At 30.5% G+C, this 20,562-nt stretch carries 20 protein-coding genes; all 20 read right to left on the bottom strand.

Going from position 1 to position 20,562, the window contains the following annotated elements:
- Positions 1–520, bottom strand: a 520-nt coding sequence (locus FGK85_RS09430) for a transposase (RefSeq protein WP_138205961.1), incomplete at its 3' end; no start/stop codon positions are given.
- A gap of 223 nt (positions 521–743) precedes the next feature.
- A complete protein-coding gene (locus tag FGK85_RS09440; protein ID WP_138205963.1) occupies positions 744–1,910 on the bottom strand; it encodes a Coenzyme F420 hydrogenase/dehydrogenase, beta subunit C-terminal domain in 1,167 nt (388 codons plus the stop codon).
- Positions 1,903–2,910 carry a glycosyltransferase family 2 protein gene (locus FGK85_RS09445; protein WP_138205965.1) on the bottom strand — a complete coding sequence of 336 codons (1,008 nt, stop codon included), beginning with the start codon at positions 2,908–2,910 and terminating at the stop codon, positions 1,903–1,905. The genes FGK85_RS09440 and FGK85_RS09445 overlap by 8 nt, the downstream gene beginning before the upstream one ends.
- Positions 2,911–2,912: 2 nt before the next feature.
- The gene (locus tag FGK85_RS09450; protein ID WP_341472478.1) at positions 2,913–4,430 is read right to left on the bottom strand and encodes a lipopolysaccharide biosynthesis protein; all 1,518 of its coding nucleotides are present in this window, start codon (positions 4,428–4,430) and stop codon (positions 2,913–2,915) included.
- Positions 4,431–4,454: 24 nt separating this feature from the next.
- Complete coding sequence (locus FGK85_RS09455) at positions 4,455–5,672, bottom strand: polysaccharide pyruvyl transferase family protein (RefSeq protein ID WP_138205969.1); 1,218 nt, start codon at positions 5,670–5,672, stop codon at positions 4,455–4,457.
- 60 nt (positions 5,673–5,732) lie between these two features.
- Positions 5,733–6,833: a non-hydrolyzing UDP-N-acetylglucosamine 2-epimerase gene (gene wecB, locus FGK85_RS09460; RefSeq protein WP_138205971.1), complete on the bottom strand. Its 1,101-nt coding sequence runs from the start codon at positions 6,831–6,833 to the stop codon at positions 5,733–5,735.
- A gap of 16 nt (positions 6,834–6,849) precedes the next feature.
- Entirely contained in the window at positions 6,850–7,908 is a 1,059-nt protein-coding gene (locus FGK85_RS09465; protein WP_138205973.1) for a glycosyltransferase family 2 protein, read from the bottom strand.
- Complete coding sequence (locus FGK85_RS09470; RefSeq protein ID WP_138205975.1) at positions 7,896–9,089, bottom strand: glycosyltransferase family protein; 1,194 nt, start codon at positions 9,087–9,089, stop codon at positions 7,896–7,898. The genes FGK85_RS09465 and FGK85_RS09470 overlap by 13 nt, the downstream gene beginning before the upstream one ends.
- On the bottom strand, positions 9,028–10,290 hold the full coding sequence (locus tag FGK85_RS09475; RefSeq protein ID WP_138205977.1) for an O-antigen ligase family protein: 1,263 nt from the start codon (positions 10,288–10,290) through the stop codon (positions 9,028–9,030). Before FGK85_RS09475 ends, FGK85_RS09470 begins: the two co-directional genes overlap by 62 nt.
- 99 nt (positions 10,291–10,389) lie before the next feature.
- A complete protein-coding gene (locus FGK85_RS09480) occupies positions 10,390–11,541 on the bottom strand; it encodes a glycosyltransferase family 4 protein (RefSeq protein WP_138205979.1) in 1,152 nt (383 codons plus the stop codon).
- 13 nt (positions 11,542–11,554) lie between these two features.
- Positions 11,555–12,667 carry a glycosyltransferase family 4 protein gene (locus FGK85_RS09485; protein WP_138205981.1) on the bottom strand — a complete coding sequence of 371 codons (1,113 nt, stop codon included), beginning with the start codon at positions 12,665–12,667 and terminating at the stop codon, positions 11,555–11,557.
- A gap of 13 nt (positions 12,668–12,680) precedes the next feature.
- A complete protein-coding gene (locus tag FGK85_RS09490) occupies positions 12,681–13,493 on the bottom strand; it encodes an NAD-dependent epimerase/dehydratase family protein (protein WP_138205983.1) in 813 nt (270 codons plus the stop codon).
- A 219-nt stretch (positions 13,494–13,712) separates the two neighbouring features.
- Positions 13,713–14,093, bottom strand: coding sequence for a prepilin-type N-terminal cleavage/methylation domain-containing protein (locus FGK85_RS09495; protein WP_138205985.1), 381 nt, complete (start codon positions 14,091–14,093; stop codon positions 13,713–13,715).
- 228 nt (positions 14,094–14,321) lie between these two features.
- Positions 14,322–14,846: an antiterminator LoaP gene (loaP, locus tag FGK85_RS09500; protein WP_138205987.1), complete on the bottom strand. Its 525-nt coding sequence runs from the start codon at positions 14,844–14,846 to the stop codon at positions 14,322–14,324.
- Positions 14,847–14,871: 25 nt separating this feature from the next.
- Positions 14,872–15,495 carry a sugar transferase gene (locus tag FGK85_RS09505; protein WP_138205989.1) on the bottom strand — a complete coding sequence of 208 codons (624 nt, stop codon included), beginning with the start codon at positions 15,493–15,495 and terminating at the stop codon, positions 14,872–14,874.
- Between the two features lie 29 nt (positions 15,496–15,524).
- Complete coding sequence (locus FGK85_RS09510) at positions 15,525–16,088, bottom strand: NeuD/PglB/VioB family sugar acetyltransferase (protein ID WP_171011381.1); 564 nt, start codon at positions 16,086–16,088, stop codon at positions 15,525–15,527.
- Positions 16,081–17,955: a nucleoside-diphosphate sugar epimerase/dehydratase gene (locus FGK85_RS09515; RefSeq protein ID WP_243122852.1), complete on the bottom strand. Its 1,875-nt coding sequence runs from the start codon at positions 17,953–17,955 to the stop codon at positions 16,081–16,083. The genes FGK85_RS09510 and FGK85_RS09515 overlap by 8 nt, the downstream gene beginning before the upstream one ends.
- Before the next feature lie 230 nt (positions 17,956–18,185).
- Positions 18,186–18,956 carry a tyrosine-protein phosphatase gene (locus tag FGK85_RS09520; protein WP_138205993.1) on the bottom strand — a complete coding sequence of 257 codons (771 nt, stop codon included), beginning with the start codon at positions 18,954–18,956 and terminating at the stop codon, positions 18,186–18,188.
- Positions 18,957–18,962: 6 nt separating this feature from the next.
- Complete coding sequence (locus FGK85_RS09525) at positions 18,963–19,670, bottom strand: CpsD/CapB family tyrosine-protein kinase (protein ID WP_138205995.1); 708 nt, start codon at positions 19,668–19,670, stop codon at positions 18,963–18,965.
- 16 nt (positions 19,671–19,686) lie between these two features.
- On the bottom strand, positions 19,687–20,367 hold the full coding sequence (locus tag FGK85_RS09530) for a YveK family protein (protein WP_138205997.1): 681 nt from the start codon (positions 20,365–20,367) through the stop codon (positions 19,687–19,689).
- Between the last annotated feature and the right edge of the window lie 195 nt (positions 20,368–20,562).

Here is a 20,562-nt window from a genome sequence, read left to right on the forward strand (position 1 = left end):
TATATTCTTCAATTTTATTTTGAGTTATTTCCTTCATTTTAGATAGCTTATTTAAGCTGTAATTTTTTCTCTTAGATGCGGAAGCCTCTACTTTAGTACCATCTATAACAATTAGTTCTTTACCATACAAACCCAGTTCAATACAGTAATTAAAAAACTTTTTAAAAACATTTTCAAGAGCTTCAACATTTTCTTTTCTAAAATCTGCAATAACTCTATACTTAGGTTTAATACCTTTAATTAACCAAATAACTTCCCTATTAATAAGGCACTGTTTTGCTAATTTACGTGATGATCTTACTCCATAAAAATATCCATAAATGTACAATTTCAATAAATCTTTTGGATTGAATTTAGGTCGTCCCACTTCATCGTTATTTCCAACTTTGAAACCCATACTTTCTATATTCATAACATCAATTATTTTATCAATAATTCTTACTTCACTATCGTTATCAACATAGTCTTCCATTATTTCAATTTTTGTTTGTTTTCTATCATCACCATGAATATAATTCATTGCAACAACCCCTTAATAGAAATTTAATACTTATATATTAAATTATACCATAAATCATGGATTTTCGCACAACCTGCCAGGGGTGCTGCCAGAAAAAGGCTGTAGTGAAACGGAAGACTTTTTCTGCCAGCTAATATACCTCTTTTAGCAGTCCACCCAAGTTCCCTTTCAGCCTTGCTAGCATCAGCATAACAAGAATCTATGTCTCCTAGTCTTCTATCTACTATTTCAATATTATCTTTTTAATCTTCAATAAAATGCCTCTAATTTTCTGATATACTTTTTTAGCAAAACTTGTCTTGGTATATTTATTTATTAATTTACTTATTTCACATGGATAGAAGTCTAATTCTTTAAAAAATCTATCGCGATTAGTATTAATAGGTACAGATTTTATAGCAGCTGAATTATATTTTATAGCTTCTTCACATTCTACTTGTTTAACTACCATTTTATTTTGTAATTCCTCAAATATCACTTTTCCTTTATCCGAATTAATTAAAACCAGTGACGTTCCCTTATCATCATCTAATTCAGCAGCAATATTTTCAATTCCCCAAAAATCTGCAATAGTTATATCACTTAATCTATTTAATGTTTTGGATTTACAATCATAGCAAGATGGTCGAAGATATAAATTATGCAAAAATCCTTTCATATATATATCCTGCGTAAGATTTTCCCTATATTCAATATTGTTATTAAATAATAGCGATACGGAGAATAACTTCCAGCCATAATGTTTATCTCTGAAACTTATTCTTTTTGTATTCTCCCCATACTTTTTTTCAAGTTCGCTCCTATACATTTTGAAAACTTTAGGCGAGGGTACTCCATGGCATATTATATCTAAACATATTAAATTGTCATATTCTTTTCTTAAATAAGACACTAAACCAGATATCTGACAAGGAGTTCCAGAAAACAATACCGTAATACCTTTATCAAGAAACTCTTTAGCTTGCTTATATGTATCACCAATTTTACTCTGTAAATATTTTGAACCTCTAAATTTAGCTAAATCTTCAATTTTATCTGTATAGCTATGCTTTAATTTAAACTCATGGTCAAATGCAGCTCCAAATACAGTTCCTCCACTATTTATTATACTTTCAGCTAAAAGTGAAAATACACCACCTGATGAGCTTTCAAATCTTATGGTTTCATTCTTATTTATACATGCATAAGATACAGTTTCATTAACTCGTTCTTTATTGTTAACTATCGGACATACATTTTCACATAAAGAACAATTTATACATTTAGTACTATCAACTTCAGGATATAAAAAGCCTTCTTTATCCTCTATCATTGCAATACAATTAACAGGACACACATTAGAACAAGCATGGCATCCAGAGCAATCTTGCTTTTTACTTATTTTAATCATAAAACAACCTCTTTACTTTATTTTTCACTTTTATTGGAAGCGCCATTACCTTGAATACATAATCTATAAATTTAAACTTACCTCTAATATATACAATGTTGTCAACTATATTTTCATATTTATTCTTTTTCAAAATTCTATATTGTTGCTCTAATAGTTCTTTATCTTTATACTCATAAGCAAGTAATAATCTTTTTCTTAAATACTTCTTATCAATTATACTTAAATGGTAATTTTCATCTTCTATCATCATTTCCTTTATAACTACTTTTAAAAGTTCCTCATGTTTGTATGTTTTATTTAAAATTTCACTCTTAAATTCTTCTTGTCTAGAATGACTATCCTTTCTTACAATGTAATTATATAATGGTTCATCTATGTACCCACATTTATATTTATACGTAACAGGCAATAGCATTTGCCAATTTTGTCCCGCTGATGATACATATATTTTTTTATTGGGATTTACATCTAAAAAAGCATTTGTTCTAACCATATAGCATCCATTTGAACAATATGTATGTTCTTTTATCAAATCAACAAAAATATGCTCTTTAAATCTATTTGAATTTTTGCCTGATATAAATCCTATAGATTTATTTAAATCAAATTCATTAAATATATTCATATCACTTCTAACTAAACCATATTCTTTATTATTTTGTAAAAACTCAACTCTTTTTTCAATAGAATCCGTCGCTAAGAAGTCATCGGCATCAGGCCAAGTTAAATAATCCCCTCTAAATATTTTTAAACCTTGGTTTAAAGCTGCTGCTTGCCCTTTATTTTCCTGATATATATATTTAAAGTCTATATTTCTCTCTTTAAATTTAGACTCATATGACATCACAACTTCTTCTGTTTTATCGATTGAACCATCATTTATGAAAATCAACTCAATGTTATTATATGATTGATTTAAAACTGATTCTAAAAAGCGTTGAACATATTTTTCGCCATTATAACAAGGCGTAATAATACTCACTAGTGGTTCTCCCATAGCTACCTCCTACTTATCTTTGATAAAATAATATTTTTTATATATATAAACTCATCATTTTTTCTAAAAAACAGTAGAAATAAAAAATTAGGTACTAAAGTAACTACGACCATCATAACAATAAAATTAAACATTGTTACATTCTTAATAATATTGTATTTTATTATCCAGCATATTACCAAGGAAAATGTAACAGCACTAGCAAATTTTAATCCATCAATAAAATAGTATCTTACATCCTTTTGAAAGGCATATTTATAAACGATTATTGGCTTTATAACTGTAGCAAGTATTCCTGACATAATTGTTCCAATATAGACACCTGGAAGTCCTATTAATTTTACCATTATGATTGACACAACTAAATTTACCACTCCTTGTAATAATGCAACATATTTATCCTGATCAAATATTCCTCCAGCTGACTTTATATTGTTAATGCAAATCCTATGTCCTACCATATAATAATTTATCATTATCAATAATACTGTGAAGTCAGAAATAATCATTTCACTTCCAATCCATAGTGTAATAAAAGGAGAAAGTAATATATAAAAAGCAATAGAGCTAAATCCATAAAGCCAAAATGCAGCAAAACGATACACTTTAAATGTATTATATTGTTTCGACACATCTTCAGTAGCCATTAAATTCCCTAAACTTGCAATTGCTGAATTGAATATAATAGTAATAAATGTACTTACTGAAGTAATTAGTAAATTATAATTTGAAATAATACCAACTGTTGTTACATTTATAAAAGTTGATATAACAATATTATCAGTCTGATAAATACTTATTTCACCAATCTTATGCCAAATAAGAGCAATAACATTTGTTTTTATAGGTTTTAATTCCTCTTTAGTTATTTTTTTTGTATTTTTATCTAGTAAATAAGGATATTTTTTATTCAAATATCTATTTATAAATATCTTTTGAATTAATCCTATAACCGCTGCTACTAACAAATAATACAGAAAATTTTTAAATAAAATTAAAGTAATTATTTGCATTATTACTGTGACAAAAGAAGTAATAGTATTTATATTAGAAAATATATAATTCTTCTGTTCTGCATTCACTAAACTGAATTTATAACTTACAAAATAACTAGTTACAGTATTAAATAAAAATATCAGATAGTAAACTGATATATTTCCAACATTACCAGGATCCTTTACTATATATTTTAAGAATGGTAATAAAGTCAATCCAATTATGGTTACTACTAATGCAATAACTCTGTATGCAATTTTGTAAAAATCCATTAAAGATTTTAGCTTTTCAATATCTTTCTCGGCAACAGGTTTATATAAACTATAATTCATAGCTGTCCCTATACCTAATTCTGCAAAAGAAAGAACTCCCAGAACATTTATAAACAACCCGTTTACACCAAGATATGTAGTACTTAAAATTTTTATAAAAATTGTTCTTGAAATAAACCCTAATAATAATGAAATAATGCTAGAAACATAACCAAAAAAAATATTCTTAGCAGTACATTTTAATCTTGACACCATTAATCATCCAACTTTCTGACGCTATTTCCTTTTTGAGGCTTGTATTTTCTTTATTTCATTTAATAAATCCTCTAGTTGCTCTTCTACTATTTTACTTGTTTCCGAAACTTTAATATCTATTTTACTAAATAAGTCATCATAATTATTTAATATATATTCTACTTTTTCATTTACTAACCTACTTATCTCACCATCTTCCCATAATTTATCATCTGCTGATTCTATAACTAATTCGTTCATATCTAGTCCATCACCTATAACTCCCGAATATTTTGCACTATATGATAAAGATACTGCCGGCTTTCTCATATAAAATGTAGATACCGCGGCATGCATTCTTCCTGTTATAGTGAATAAGCCATTTCCTAGAATTGCTCTTGCCTCTGATGCTAAAATATCTTCTTTAATTAGTATAATTCTACTTTTTTCCTCTTCGGTTAGTTTTTTCTCTATTTGTTCAATAATTATTCTATCAGCTACGCCCTCATCTTTAACATGAGCCAATAATACTATTTTTTTCTTCATTAACCTTTCATTAGCCATTAACCTTTTAATTATATTATATTGCTCATTTATATAAACTGTATTATTACTTGTATAGCATCTAGTTAGTCCAGATGGTACTATAGTAATATATTGATTTTTTAATAATTCATACTTATTTAATATACTATTTGATTCTGTTTGAATAGGTAATTCTAAAAAAGCTAAATCTCTTCCCTTTTTAGCATTTTTAATTCCTAATGACTTTATATATTTTAGACAATTATCATCTCTCGTATATATCTTTGATTTATTAAGAGCTAATCTAGCCAATGCTTTCCTATAACTTGTGAAAGGTCCTATTGTTTGTCCTAATAAAATAGTTTTCAATTTTATACTATTAATAAACATAATTGGAAACAAAATTAACCAACCTTCCTTTATATAATACTCTGAAATATCATCTCCTCCTAATATAATTTTAACATCATATATTCTACTTTCTATATAGCTTTTTTTTAGGCTACCTATTATCTTAGTTATTATATTATTTCTCACTATATCATACTTAGGTGCTATTTTTATATCACTAATTTTAGTTTCTTTTTTTAGTCTCTCTAAATCATCCCTTGTACTACTGTCCACATAAAACTCTACTTCTTCTAAATTTTGTTTTAGATAATTTAATGTATTTACTGCCATCATTAAACTTCCGTAATTAAACGTATTTATTATATGTTCTACTTTTATTTTCATATATCTCTCTCCTATATATTATATAAATAACTTATATATTTAAATTACAATAACTAGATTTTATTCTAATCTACTAATCATTATATTGGCTATCCTCTTACTTGCAAGTCCATCACCATACGGATTACTTGCATGACTCATTTTTTCATACTCTGTTTTATCCTCTAGTAATACCTTAAATGTATTATAAATAGTATCTTCATCAGTACCTACAAGCTTTAAGGTTCCCGCGGCTATGCCTTCTGGTCTTTCTGTAGTATCTCTCATTACAAGAACAGGTTTACCTAAACTTGGAGCCTCTTCTTGAATTCCACCACTGTCTGTTAAAATTAAGTAAGCTCTTGACAAGAAGTTATGAAAATCTAGTACATCAAGTGGTTCTATTATCCTTATCCTATCACACTCTCCAAAAATTTCGTTTGCAGCTTCTCTTACTACTGGATTCATATGAATAGGATATATAGCTTTAATATCTGGATGTTCATCTACTATTCTCTTAATAGCTCTAAACATATTTTTCATAGGCTGTCCAAGATTTTCTCTCCTATGAGCAGTTATCATGATAAGCCTACTATCTGATGCCCACTTAAGCTGTTCATGAGTATAATCCTCTCTAACAGTAGTCTTTAAAGCATCTATTGCTGTGTTTCCAGTAACATATATTGAAGTAGGTTCTTTACCTTCTTTCAATAAATTCTCTTTTGATAGTTCAGTTGGAGCAAAATTATACTTTGCTATTATCCCAACGGCTTGTCTATTAAATTCTTCTGGGAATGGTGAGTCTATATTGTAAGTTCTAAGTCCTGCTTCAACGTGACCCACAGGTATATTTAAGTAGAAACAAGCTAATGAAGTTACAAATGTAGTTGAAGTATCTCCATGAACTAATACCACATCAGGCTTAACTTCTTCAAGCACCTCTTTAATTCTGTTTAAAATATTAGTTGTTACATCAAACAGAGTCTGTTTATCCTTCATTATTGATAAATCATAATCAGGCACAACATCAAAGGCTTCAAGTACTTGATCAAGCATTTGACGATGCTGTCCAGTTACACATACAATTGTTTTAATATTTTTTCGTGTCTTTAGTTCCTTTACTAAAGGGCACATCTTTATTGCCTCTGGTCTTGTACCAAAAACGAGCATTACTTTTTTCATAAACATTCTCCATTCTTCATAAACACGAATTAGCTTTAGCTTTCAATCGAGTATATAAATAACCATATTTTTTCCTAATAAACTCTTTAATATTAAAATACAATTGTAAAATTCCAATTAATTTTCTTTTTGCTAAAAAATATATTAACCTATTTTGTTTATTAGAGTTACTCTGCTTGCTAAAACAGTATAAAACTTTTTCATTAAAAATAGTGGTGCTAATAATATTTCTTTTTAGTTTTTTTGTTATATTTTTATTTGTATCATATAATTCTGTTATACAACTAATCGCTGAAACACATATTTTTTTTTCAATCATATCTTGTTTATTCGTAATGTTAAACTTCTCTAGCAAATATTTAAGTTCATCATATAACTGCAGATATATATTTATTTTATCTTCTCTAACTGTTGATGAAAGAGAGGTATAATTCCACTTCATATATGAATAATAACAGTTAGGAATTGATACAATACTATTACAAACTCTTAAGTAACTATAGACAAACATCGTATCTTCTCCAAAACTTAACTCAATTGGAAAATGTATTTTATTATTTTGAATTGTGCTTACTTTATATAATTTTCCACACGGTCCTTGAACAGATTCACTATTTAAAAATACATCAATTACATCTAAAAATTCTTTCGTAGTTCCATTAAACTCTGAGCACTCATGCTCAATAACCTTTCTCTTATCTTTTTCTACACACACACTTTTATGTCCACATATTGCCATATCTGCATTAAATATTTCTATTGATTCGTATAAATTTTCTATCATGCATTTATCTATTTCATCATCAGAATCTACAAAACATATATATTTACCTTCAGCTTTTGTAATTGCAAAATTTCTTGTTTCTGAAACACCTGCATTTTCTTTATGATATACTTCAATTCGTAAATCTTTTTTAGCATATATATCACATATTTCACCGCTATTATCAGTAGATCCATCATTAATTAATAGAATCTGCAATTCTTCAAATGTTTGATTCATAACACTTTTAATGCAATTTTCTAAATATTTTCCCGCATTATATATAGGTATAGCAACAGTTATTTTTGGCATTTTTTCATCTCCTGCATCTTATCTTCAACTAATTGCAATAATTTTCTTGCTATCTCTTTTGGTGAAAAATCTATACATGGCTCATAAGTACTATTTATTTTAGATAATTCACTAATTGTTTCACTTATGCTTTTGCTATTATTCTCACAGATATTAAACCTGTTATATTTTAATAAATAGTTTTTAATTTCCTCTTTATATTCACCATCCAATATTGTCATTATTGGTTTATTTGTACCAGAATAGTAGTATAATTTTCCAGGTATTTGAGTGCCAGATTTATTACAAATACATGCAAGGATATCACATTTCTCTTCTAATTCATTAATCTGATCCTGCCTAATTCTAGGTAATATCTTAATGTTCTCTTTTTCTATTAAAGACAAGTCCGTACTCCCTGCAATTATCAAATTATAGTTAGAGTTTTGTACACAAAAATTATATAAAGGCATTATATTTCTTGATTTTGAATTGTAATCTCCAAAATATCCTATTGTAAACTTTTTATTTTTAGTTTTTTTATATAATTTTTCTTTATCATAAGGTAATGGAATAAAAAACATTTTATTTTTGTATTTAGGAAACAATGTTCCTTGTATTTTCTCTGTTAATGGTGAAACATAAACTATTAAATCTGAACAAGAGATAATCTGCTTTTCTTTAAACATAATATATGATTTTGGATAAATATTTTCTTTTGTTATATCTATACTTAACGGATCTCCCCAGTGTTGTAGCCAAATATTGTATCGTAATCCCTGCTTTATCAATCTCTCTGTAAACATATGAGATGTTTTAGGATCAGAAGTAGATATAACAAGATCATATTTTTTTCCATTTAGAATACTTATATCTGCATTATTAACTAATCTTATTGTATTATCATGCAGGCTAATTTTATAAAATACTTTTCTTAAAAAATCTACAAAAATCTTTTTTGCCTTGTTCGAATTTCCTGTTACCAAATTTTCATAAACTGCATTACCTTTGATACGCAACACATTTAGTTCATCTATAATACCTTTTACTGGATCATATTGTTTTAAGTTTTCACTAACTTCAGGCATTAACAAATCTATTTCACAACCTAGTTCAAGTAAACCCTTTAGTAATCCAATGTTACTTATTGTAACTGACGAGTTTATTTCTATTGCTCTCAATGTTACGAATAATATTCTCATTACTCACCCTACTTTCATTATTCAAATAAATAAATGTTAAAATATAAAAGAAAAAATAGTTATAAATAAAATAGTCCGTTGTGGCTACCATTATAAATATTAATACGAAAATTAATCTATTTGTTTTCTTTGCTCTATTTACTGTATAAAAAATAAATATTAAATACATCAACACACCAATTATTCCTGTATTAATTAGTGTAACAACAAAAGAATTACTATAGTTATAAACCCCATAAATAATTCCTGAAAAATAATTTTGCATTTGATTTACTCCAACACCAATTATTTGATTAATAATTGGTAAATAATTAAAGAGCGCTACTTGCCCAGTAAGTCTAGTATCATTGCTACTTTCAAATATTGATAGTAATTTATCTAAACTTCTATTAAATGAATTATAATAATAGTCCATTGTACTATACATGATAATATGAAATATAAAAACCGCCATTATAATTAAAAGCAATTGTTTTATATTTCTTTTTTCAATTAAAAAATGTTCCACTGTAATAATAATAGCTCCTATTATCCCCAAACTAGATGAACTCAAAATCAATGCTATTGTATATAGTAAATAGAGTTTAAATTTATTCTTCTTCAAACTAATCGCTAGCAAAGGTAATGAAAATACAGCAAAATACGAAGGCTCCTGAAATATAGAATTTAATCTAAATCCCCAAGTTGTTGTTACAAATCCAGCATAATCTAGAAGCTTTAAATTAAACAATCTACCAGTAGGTGGTTCTAAGCCAATTGCTAAAAAAATGGCTTGTATAAATATAAAAATACAACTTATGACTCCAAAAAAATTAGCATATTTTGTGAATATTTCAAAATCACAATTACACCATAAAAAACTAATGCATAAAACACTATAACTTATTAAAACAATTGAATTAATTAATGATATATTAAAAGTAGTAATAAATGTAGAAAATAGTGATAAACCCATATGAGTTGTCCATAGAAGTGATACTGGAATTACTATATTTTTATTAATTTTTGCTTTAAAGATTACCAAAAAAAATACAGATACACCCATTATTATCATATTTAAAGTTATTGGTCCAAAGAATGCATATGGTGAAAGTATAGGAAGAATAGTAAGCACGATTGCTGATATTACTTTTACTTTTTTTGTTATTGTTTTCTGCTCTATAACATTTTCCTCATATTTATTTCTATTAATTTTTATCATTTTAGTTCTCCTTTGAATATAAAATAGCTTCTATTACATAAATAACTACCATTTATGTAAGTGCGTTATTACTTACAGTAAACCAACGTATATAAAAAACTATTTTTTTTGCATATTTCCTATACTTTTATATAAGCTAATTAATCTTTTTTCCATCTCATCCCAACTGTAATTTCCTTTATACAGTTGCTTCATATTTTGGCATATATCTTTCCATGAAGATTTTCTACTAATCAAATTATTTATGCCAGCTTCAAGACTTTCTGAATTATAATCTATTACCTCACCGATGCTATTTTGAGAAACAACCTCATCCATCCCAGTGTTTTTAACCATAATAACTGGTTTACCAAGCATTAATGCTTCGTAAAATTTATTTGGAGCTGCATAATAATGATTTGGAATTCTCGGATCATATATTGCGGTCATAATATCACAACTATTCTCTAACTCTATTGTTTTTGAATATTCAAGCTTTCCATAATATATAACATTTTTATACTTCAATGAAAGCTCTTCAAAATACCTTTCTAACTTTCCAAACCCCCCTATATGCAATTCTAAATTAGTATTATTTATAATTACATTGGCTAACTCTTTTAATAATCTACCTTCCAGTAATACTCCAACGTATGCGATCTTAATCTTCTCTTGATTTAATTCAAAATAATGCTTTCCCAAGTTTGAAAAAGCAGGAGAATTATGTATAATAGCTAACCTCTTAGGATTAGTTCCCTTTATCTGTTCTTTCCTTTTTTCTGTACAAATTATAACTCCATCAGCGGAATTTATAACTCGCTGATCCAAGCTTTCAATAATTTTTTTTAGTCTTTTGGGTACTGTAAACGCATCAACATAGTAATCAAATATATCATAAATCAATTTCTTATTTAATATTTTTGAACATTTGGATGCAACAAAAGCTGTATCAAAATCACAAGCATGTATTATATCATATTGTTTTCTATATCTAAATAGCCATTGTATTAAACGAATTTGAAATAAAATTAGTGCTTTTAAATTACTCTTCATTCCACCACCATATGTAGCAGGTATTCCAAATCTATATATTTTAGCACTCCCATTTTCCAAATCTAAATTAGCTTCTTTCATCTTGTACTTTTCACTTCTATCCCAAGCTACTACTATTACATTGTATCCTTCCTTAATAAGGCTATTTGCCTCTTTTTCAACACGCGGATCTGGATTAACTGGATTAGAACGTAAAAATACAACACTCTTATTTATCATAAACTCAACCCTTCTATAAACTTATATATATATTTGCCATTTGTTTCTCAACATTTTCTTTATCATATTTTACAACTTCTTGAACATTGTATTCTCCAAACTCTCTACATAACTTAACTTCATTTATAACTTTATCAATGCTTTCTGCAAATCCATCAACATCATCAGTTCCAACTAAATATCCACCCTTACCATCTTCAATTAAATCAACATTTCCTCTTACCTTAGAACAAACAACTGGCAAACCTCTCGCCATAGCCTCCATTAAGCCAACAGGTAGTCCTTCTTGTAATGAAGGAAATATAAACAAATCAGCAAGAGCCGATATCTCTGGAATGTCTCGTCTAAATCCTAAAAATTTAACAGTGACACCCTGTCCTTCTGATAAATTCTTTAAATGTTGCTCTAAATCACCTTGGCCACAAATAAGGTAAACTATATTTTTATCTTTTAGCCTGGATAAAGCTTTAATGACAACTTCATGATTTTTTCTTTTACTAAGTTCACCAACTGAAAGCACAACAAAAGCATCTTCTGACAAACCTAATTCTCGTCTTTTAGCTTCTTTATCAACAACAACTTCACTAAACTTCTTAGTATCTACACCTACCCCCGGAACATACTCAACTCTTCCAGCTTTAAACTTTTGCGCTATATCATAATCTTCTTTATTAATAGTTATAAGTACATCAGTAAACCTTGCACAAAACTTCTCAACTGGATAAAACAACATCCAATTTATAAGTGGTGCTCCTTTAAAAAAGTGGAATCCATGAGCTGTATAAATAACCTTTGTCCCTCTTTTGCGCGCTCCCCTAGCCGCTAACCTTGTTAGCACACCACCAACGGGAGTGTGGCAATGAATAATATCATACTCATTTTCATCAATTAATTTTTTCAACTCTTTATACGCAGTTATATTTTTAGCACTAAAAGGTGACCTTTGAAACGGTAGGTCATAATATTTATCACAATAAGGAATATTACAATCCTCTTTATTTTCATAATCATTGTTGGCACATACATGTGTTTCATAACCATTCTCTTTAAACCATTTTATGTAAGGAATATGAAATAACATAAAATGGCGTTTTACAACATGTGCCACAAACAATACTTTTTTCATAATCACTTCTCCATTACCCTGAAACAGTATTCGTTTCAGTTATTTCTACTACACTATTATCTCTCTCATACACCAAGTCCCCAAATACCTTATTAACCGTACTAACCTTCAGTACCCTTAATAACGGATTAAATAACTTAGTCATATGTATCTTCTTACCATGTGCTTCAGCTATCTCTCTAACCATATCTGAAGTACAAACATACTCCTCATTTTGAGGTAAAAATAATCCACTACTACAATCATCAATAAGTAGCTTCACAAATTCACATAAATTATCTATATAAATCATACTTCGTTTATTTTTTATATCTGGAAAAATAGGCGATTTCAATGCAAACTTTTCTAACCTAACATAATTACCCTTACACCCTTGCCCGTATATCATAGGTGGTCTTAAAACTGCAATATTAAATGTAGAATCTTGAAGTGGTGCTATTAATTCTTCCGCTTGAAGTTTAGACTTACCATAATTACTTTTAGGCATTGGTACAGTATCTTTATTAATAACACCAGTTTCCATTCCATAAACACTCATGGAACTTAAAAATATGAATTGCTTAACTCCATCATTCTTTGACTTTTGAGCAACTTCATATACTAAATCTCTATTTACTTTATAATAAAGTTCTGCATTCTCTTTAGTTTCTTTTATGTGCGCTATACCCGCCACATGAAATACCACATCATACCCCGAGAAATCTTTTTTCTTCCAACTTCCATCAATCATATCAACCGTATCAACTATGTATTCACTTTTATCTAACCATTTCTCAAAGCTTGTCCCTATATAACTATTAGCACCAGTAATAAGTATTTTTTTCACTACGGTTTCACCTACCTTCTTATCTAAATTATCAATTAACTCTCAAACCCCTTATTTATCAAGGCTTCCCATACTACCAATGCATGAATGGTAATACCCTACACCCTTCTTAAAATATTTCCGATACATATTCAACCTCTAAAACCCTTGCTATCACTGGGTTTGAGGACTTCTAATCCCTTCCCCATTCTCACTTCGTCCTCACCATTCACTCAACCACTATTCCAAAAACGGCACCTCCTCCTCATTTCCCTTCTTTCCATTATCCCCTACATGAACACTGCACTGCACTTTCCCATCCACATAAATCATATGTCCATGTTCTGGACATATATTTTTACCTTGATTTTGTAGAAACTGTTCAAAAATAACATCATTGTGTTCAATATTTTCTTTTTCCAAATATAAATTGTAACTTCTCTCTAACTGTAAGCAATTCACATTGCAAACTTTTCCTTTGGCATATTTTGTATATTTAAAATAAGTCGGTGTAATTATAGCACATAAAATTGCTATAATCGAAATAACAACTATAATTTCAATCAAAGTAAAACCTTTATTATAGTTTTTCTTTATAATGCCTGACTTAATTAATAGCATGATCATATCACCTCTGTATTTATTGTTTAAAGTAGGATTTATTATTACTTTAAATACTTTCCACTTAATCCTTTTTTAAACCAACGTTACATAAATTTTTTGATCACACTATAACCTTCCACTGCCCTCTGGCTATAGCTTCGCCCCTTCACATAACCTCAATCATGCTACATCAGCTACCTATAACCTCCTCCGCCTCCTCTGGGGCCGAAACACCCAAAGTCCACATCAGATTTTGTCCACCAACTCTACACCCAGTTCCACAACTCTTTCCTCATTCATAAAGCTAAGATTCACCTTAGCTCTGCCTTTTCTTGAATCCACTTTTAATATTTGCCCCTCTAGTCCTACCAAAGGGCCTGCTGTTATTCTTATGTTGTCATTTTGTTTATATAATTTAGAAATTCCTATATTATTATCTTCGTTATCTATGAGTATCTTTAGTACCCTTAGTTCTCTTTCATCAACTGTTAAAACTTCATCTTCACTTCTCAGTAGCTTTATTATGCCAGGTGTTTTTTTAAGTTTATAATAAACATCTACATTCATTATGCCCTTTATCAAAACATAGCCTGGAAATAGCCTTCTTTTTACATTGCGCCACTGTCCATCTTTTCTCTCCCTAAGTTCTCTGGTGGGAACTATGAACTTGTATTCCTCACCCATGGTTCTTTGGAGAATTTCTTTTACTTTTTCCTCTTGATTGGTATTTACAAACAATACATACCAACATTCCTTATGCTGTAGCTGCAAATATAGTCGCCCCTTTGCCTACTATTTAAATGCTCATGCTTTCCTTGTGCTCAACTGCCTGCTCCATAACCTGTGGCCTTTTATTTCCACCTTCAAGGATGCCCTCGGCTCTAAGCACTTTGAATACAGTCATTAATACTATCTTTAAATCTAATTTTAAGGATTTATGATTTAAATAATACCTGTCTAGCTCTGTCTTTTGGAAATCATCGTTGTGATCTCTTCCATTAATTTGTGCCCATCCAGTAACTCCTGGTACCAATGCATGTACCCCTGCCTTAGTTCTAAGCTCTTTTAAATTGTACTGGTTGTACAAAGCTGGTCTTGGTCCCACAAAGGTCATATCGCCTTTAAGTATGTTGATTAATTGTGGAATTTCATCTAAGCTTGTTTTTCTTAATACCTTTCCAACAGATGTTATGTAGCTTTTTGCATCGCCTAGCTCATCTGTTGCCACATTGGGAGTTCCAACTCTCATGGTTCTAAACTTATAAAATTTAAATAAATTATTATTCCTGCCTATTCTCATTTGAGTAAAAAATACTGTTCCTTTGGAATTTAACTTTATTAATATGGATATTATTAAAAACAAAGGTGATAATATTATTAATAACACTAAACTAAATAATACATCCAAAAACCGTTTCATATACATTTGACCCCCAATCCCAAAATATTTTAAATAACACTTCCTTCTTGTAATATAAATTTATCTTTTAAAACAGTAGCTGATTTGACACAGGCTGCAGCTCCAATGGTTGATAGCTTTCCTACCTTGGCCATGCTTCTTACTACGGCACCGGAGCCTATATGAACTCCAGAACCTATTTCTGAGTCATGATCCACAGTAGCATTTATGTTTATGATGCATCCTCTGCCAATGCTTGCACCTGTATTAACTATAGCTCCTGCCAAAACAACCGTTCCCAAATCTAATTTGCTGTATTTACTAACTATTGCCCTAGGATGAATAATGTTTGGTATATTAAAGCCTTCTCCTTTAAGATTATCTATAAGTTCTAATCTTTTTGGGTTGTTCCCTATGGCTACAAAGGCATATTTGTATTCATCCAATAAATTAGAGTAATCTTTCATTTTGCCCACAATAGGGAAGTTATATATGCTTTTTATGTCTTCCCTGTCATCTAAGAAGGCTATTTCTTCCCATTTGCCTTCTAATTCTGCTGCTTCTGCTACAACTCTTCCATGGCCGCCAGCTCCCAATATCAACAACCTACACACTAGCCGCCACCTGACCTTCCGCCTTCCTCTGATAAGTCGGCACAATATCCTCAATCTTTTGTATAAGCTTCTCTACATTATCACCCTCCATGATGCTACTTAGCTCCATCATATGGGTTCTTAGCTCATGAATGTCACTGAAGGTTGGCTTTCCTATAAATATTTTTTCATGTTTTGTGTTGGTTAAGCCCTCTTCACTCATTAAAAGCTCTTCATATAGCTTTTCTCCTGGTCTAAGTCCGGAGATTTCAATGTTCATGTCCTTGTTAGGCTCAAAGCCTGAAAGTCTTATTAAATCACAGGCTAAGTCATATATTTTAACTGACTCACCCATGTCCAAAACAAATATTTCGCCACCCTTTGCAAAGGCTCCAGCTTGAAGCACTAATTGGGATGCTTCTGGTATGGTCATGAAGAATCTTGTTATTTCCTTATGAGTTACTGTTACAGGGCCTCCATGGGCTATTTGCTTTTTAAACAGTGGTATAACAGAACCATTACTGCCTAGTACATTTCCAAATCTAACGGCTACAAATTGAGTACTGCTTACCTTGTCCATGGACTGTATTATCATTTCACACATTCTCTTGGTAGCACCCATTACATTGGTTGGGTTTACTGCCTTGTCTGTGGATATTAAAACAAATCTTTTAACTCCAAATTCATCTGCACAGCTAGCCACATTGAAGGTACCAAATACGTTGTTTTTTATTGCTTCCATTGGGCTATCTTCCATAAGAGGCACATGTTTATGAGCTGCTGCATGGAATACCACCTCTGGGGAGTATTTGGTAAATATATAGTTTAGTCTTTTCTTATCTCTTACAGAGCCTATCAATACTTTTAAGTCTAAGTTTGGATATTTGTATCTAAGCTCATTTTGTATGTCATAGGCGTTGTTTTCGTATATATCAAATATAATAAGAGTTTTTGGATTAAATTTGGAGATTTGGCGGCATAGTTCTGAACCTATGGAGCCTCCCCCTCCTGTTACCAGGATGCATTTTCCCTTTATATAGTCTGATATTCCTTCCATATCCAGCTGTATAGGCTTTCTTCCTAATAAGTCTTCAATGTCCACATCTCTAATTTGATTTAGGGATGTTTTGCCGTCGATTACCTCATGGACACTTGGGATAATTTGAATCTTGCAGCCAGTTTCCTTACATATGTCTAATATTTCTTTTTTGTCATTTTCATCAATGGATGGAATGGCAATTATTATATTTTCTATTGCCTGTTCCTTGGCTACTTCTATAATGTCTTTTCTTACGCCCATTACCTTTACGCCTAGTACATTTTTTCCCACTTTGTAAGGATCGTCGTCAATTAGTGCCACTGGCAGGTATTTTCTATTGGTGTTGTCTTTCATTTCTCTTATGACTATGGATGCTGCTGCTCCTGCTCCTATTATCATGGCTCTTTTTAACTTATTTTTGTTGGCGTTGCAGTCTAGTATGTTGGTAAATCTGTGGTATATTCTAACGGATATTCTAAATCCAACTATGAACAAGATGCTAAAGGCACAGGCTACTATGCTTACACCATAGGCAAATCCTAAGGAAGTCATACGTAAGAATACCATGGTCACAAGATTTGAAACCAAGCATCCACCTATAACCAACATGAATTCATCTATACTGGCATAACTCCATATGCTTTCATAAAATTTAAATATATAAAATATAAATATATAAATTAATGTAACTATTATGGCTATATCCTTATAATTGCTGGCATAATTTTTAAATACACTATAGTTATACCTAAAGTATAAAGCTAATATATATGATAAATTCACAAGTACCGCATCTATTATTATCAATATAGGTTTTTTCCATTTTCCTAAATCCTTTATTTTTGCCACCAACCCTTCACTTTGATAGGTAAGAGGTAAGAAGTAAGAGTGAATAGTTCTTAGTTATTACCTATTAGTTACTTCTTAGTTATTATTTTTTACTTCTTAGTTATTATTTTTTACCTCTTAGCTAATTACTTACTTCTTCTTAATTGTCCACTGTCAATTGTCAATCGTCAATTGTCAATCGTCAATCGTCAATTGTCCACTGTCCATTGTCCATTGTCAATTGTCCATTGTCACTTAAATATCCCAAAGAACCCTCTCCTCCTCACTTTAACAACCTCATGCCTCTTCTCAATCTCAAACCCATTAACCACCGCCCCGGCATTCTCCAAAATGTCATCATAAATGTACTCATAATTGTTTTCTATGAAATCGTAACATTCTCTCAACTTTGGATTTCTTTTGCCTACACCGTGGGCATCGGAGGCTACAAAGTCGCATAGGCCCTTTTCTATTAGAAGTTTTGAGGTCTTCTTAACTTCTTTTCCATAGACACCCATGATACTGCCGGCATTTAGCTGGAATAGGCAGCCTTCCTCTATAAATGGATTTAGGCTTTCTATGTCCTTTTGCACATAAAGATATCTTTCTGGATGGGCTATTATGGTTCTTATGCCCTTGATTCTCATTTCGTATATTAAATCCATATGTTCCTTTGGAAAAGTGGTGAAGTCTGTTTCCAAAAGCATGTATTTGTTATTTTTGTTAAGAGTATTTATAATTCCCTTCTTATACAAGTTTAGCAGATGGTTGTCCAAGAAAATTTCCTGTCCTGGCAAAATTTCTAAATTTATTTCATTATTTTTTAATTCTGAATTTAGCATATGTAATTTTTCTTCTATGCTAAAAAAAGAATTTTCGTAATGATTGGCATAAAAATGAGGCGTGGCTATTATCTTCTTTACACCATCCTCATAGGCCATTTTTGCCATGTCTATACTGCATAAAATATCTCTTGAGCCATCATCTATTTCAGGAATTATATGACAATGTATATCTATCATAAAATCCTACTCCTTTTTCTTCTTTTTCTTTTTTACCTTGCCCTTTTCATCTTCGTGGTAATAGTAATAATATCCATAGCCATAGTTCTTGCCATTTTCTGATTTGAATCTATTTAAAACCACTCCTAGTATATTTGCATTTACTTTCATAAGTGATTCCTTCGCCTTTAATGCCATGGACTTTTCTGTTTCTCCAGAATTAACTACCAAAATTACCCCATCAGTTATGGTGGAAAGTATTTGTGCATCGGTAACTGCCATTACTGGAGGACTGTCTATTATTACTGTATCGAATTGCTGCGAAATCTTTTGTAGAAAATTCTTTAATTTATTTGAAGAAAGCATTTCCGCCGGGTTTGGCGGTATGTTTCCTGCTGTCATTATAAATAACTTGTTTTTGTAAACCTTAGTGGCCTGTTCAAAGGTCACTTCTCCTAAAAGGAAATTGGTTATACCTGCTTCATTGGATATGTTGAATTTTTTATGTAAACTAGGTCTTCTTAGGTCACAGTCTACTAAAAGCACCGTCTTGCCTGTTTCCGCTATGGAAAGAGCCAAGTTGGCTGCAGTGGTGGATTTTCCTTCTCCTGGCCCTGCGCTGGTTACTAGTAATGTTTTTACCTCTTTGTCGAAAGATGCATATTGTATATTGGTTCTTAACGTTCTAAAGGCTTCTGCTGGTATAGATTTAGGACTTTTTTCTATTATAAGCAAGTTAATCCCCCTCCCCTTATTTGTATTCTGGAATTGTGCCCATAACAGGCATGTCCAAAACTCTTACCACATCTTCATCGGTTTTAATGGTATTGTCCATGTATTCCAAAAGGAATGTTAGTCCCACAGATACCATTAGCCCCAAGAAAAATGCTATGGCTATGTTTAATTTTTTATTAGGCTTTATAGGGTTATTTGAAACTTGAGCCTCGTCCAACACTTTAACTTCTCCACCAGGTATTGAGCTGGAAGATTTTTTTATGAATTCCTCTGTGAATATGTCTGCTATTACCTTCGCCTTGTTAGGATCTGTATTTTCCACTACTATGTCTAGTATTTGAGTGTCAGCTTGTGGTGTTACTTTTATAACGTCCTTTAGCTGTGCCGGTGTCATTTGCAAATTGCCTTTTTTAATAGTGTCCTCTGCCACAGATTGAAGCTTTGCAATTTCTGCATAGGTTTTTACAAGCTTTTGATACATCATTACTTCCTGGTATTGATAATCTACCCCTTGCTTTCCTCCATTGCCTTTGCCAATAACTACGCTGACCTTTGACTGATAAACCGGAGTTAGAACAAAAAAACTTATAACCCCTGCAATTATGGTAGACAAAAGGGTTATACTAATTATTAATTTAGTTCTCTTCTTCAGTATCCAAAAGAATTCTCTTAAGTCCAGTGTTATTTCCTCTTGCATTTTAATCCTCCGTTAAGACATTATAGTCCATATATTTTTTTCGTTTAAAATTTAATATACTTTAATAAAATATTAATATTTATGCATTTTTATATGTAAGTTTCTGCATATGGATATTTTTTCAATATTTCGCATTAAACTTTATACTTTATTCCTGTATAATTTTGTTATATTTTGAATGCAATTTGTACACTT

This window comes from Haloimpatiens lingqiaonensis, from assembly GCF_901447495.1.
GTDB lineage: Bacteria > Bacillota > Clostridia > Clostridiales > Clostridiaceae > Haloimpatiens > Haloimpatiens lingqiaonensis.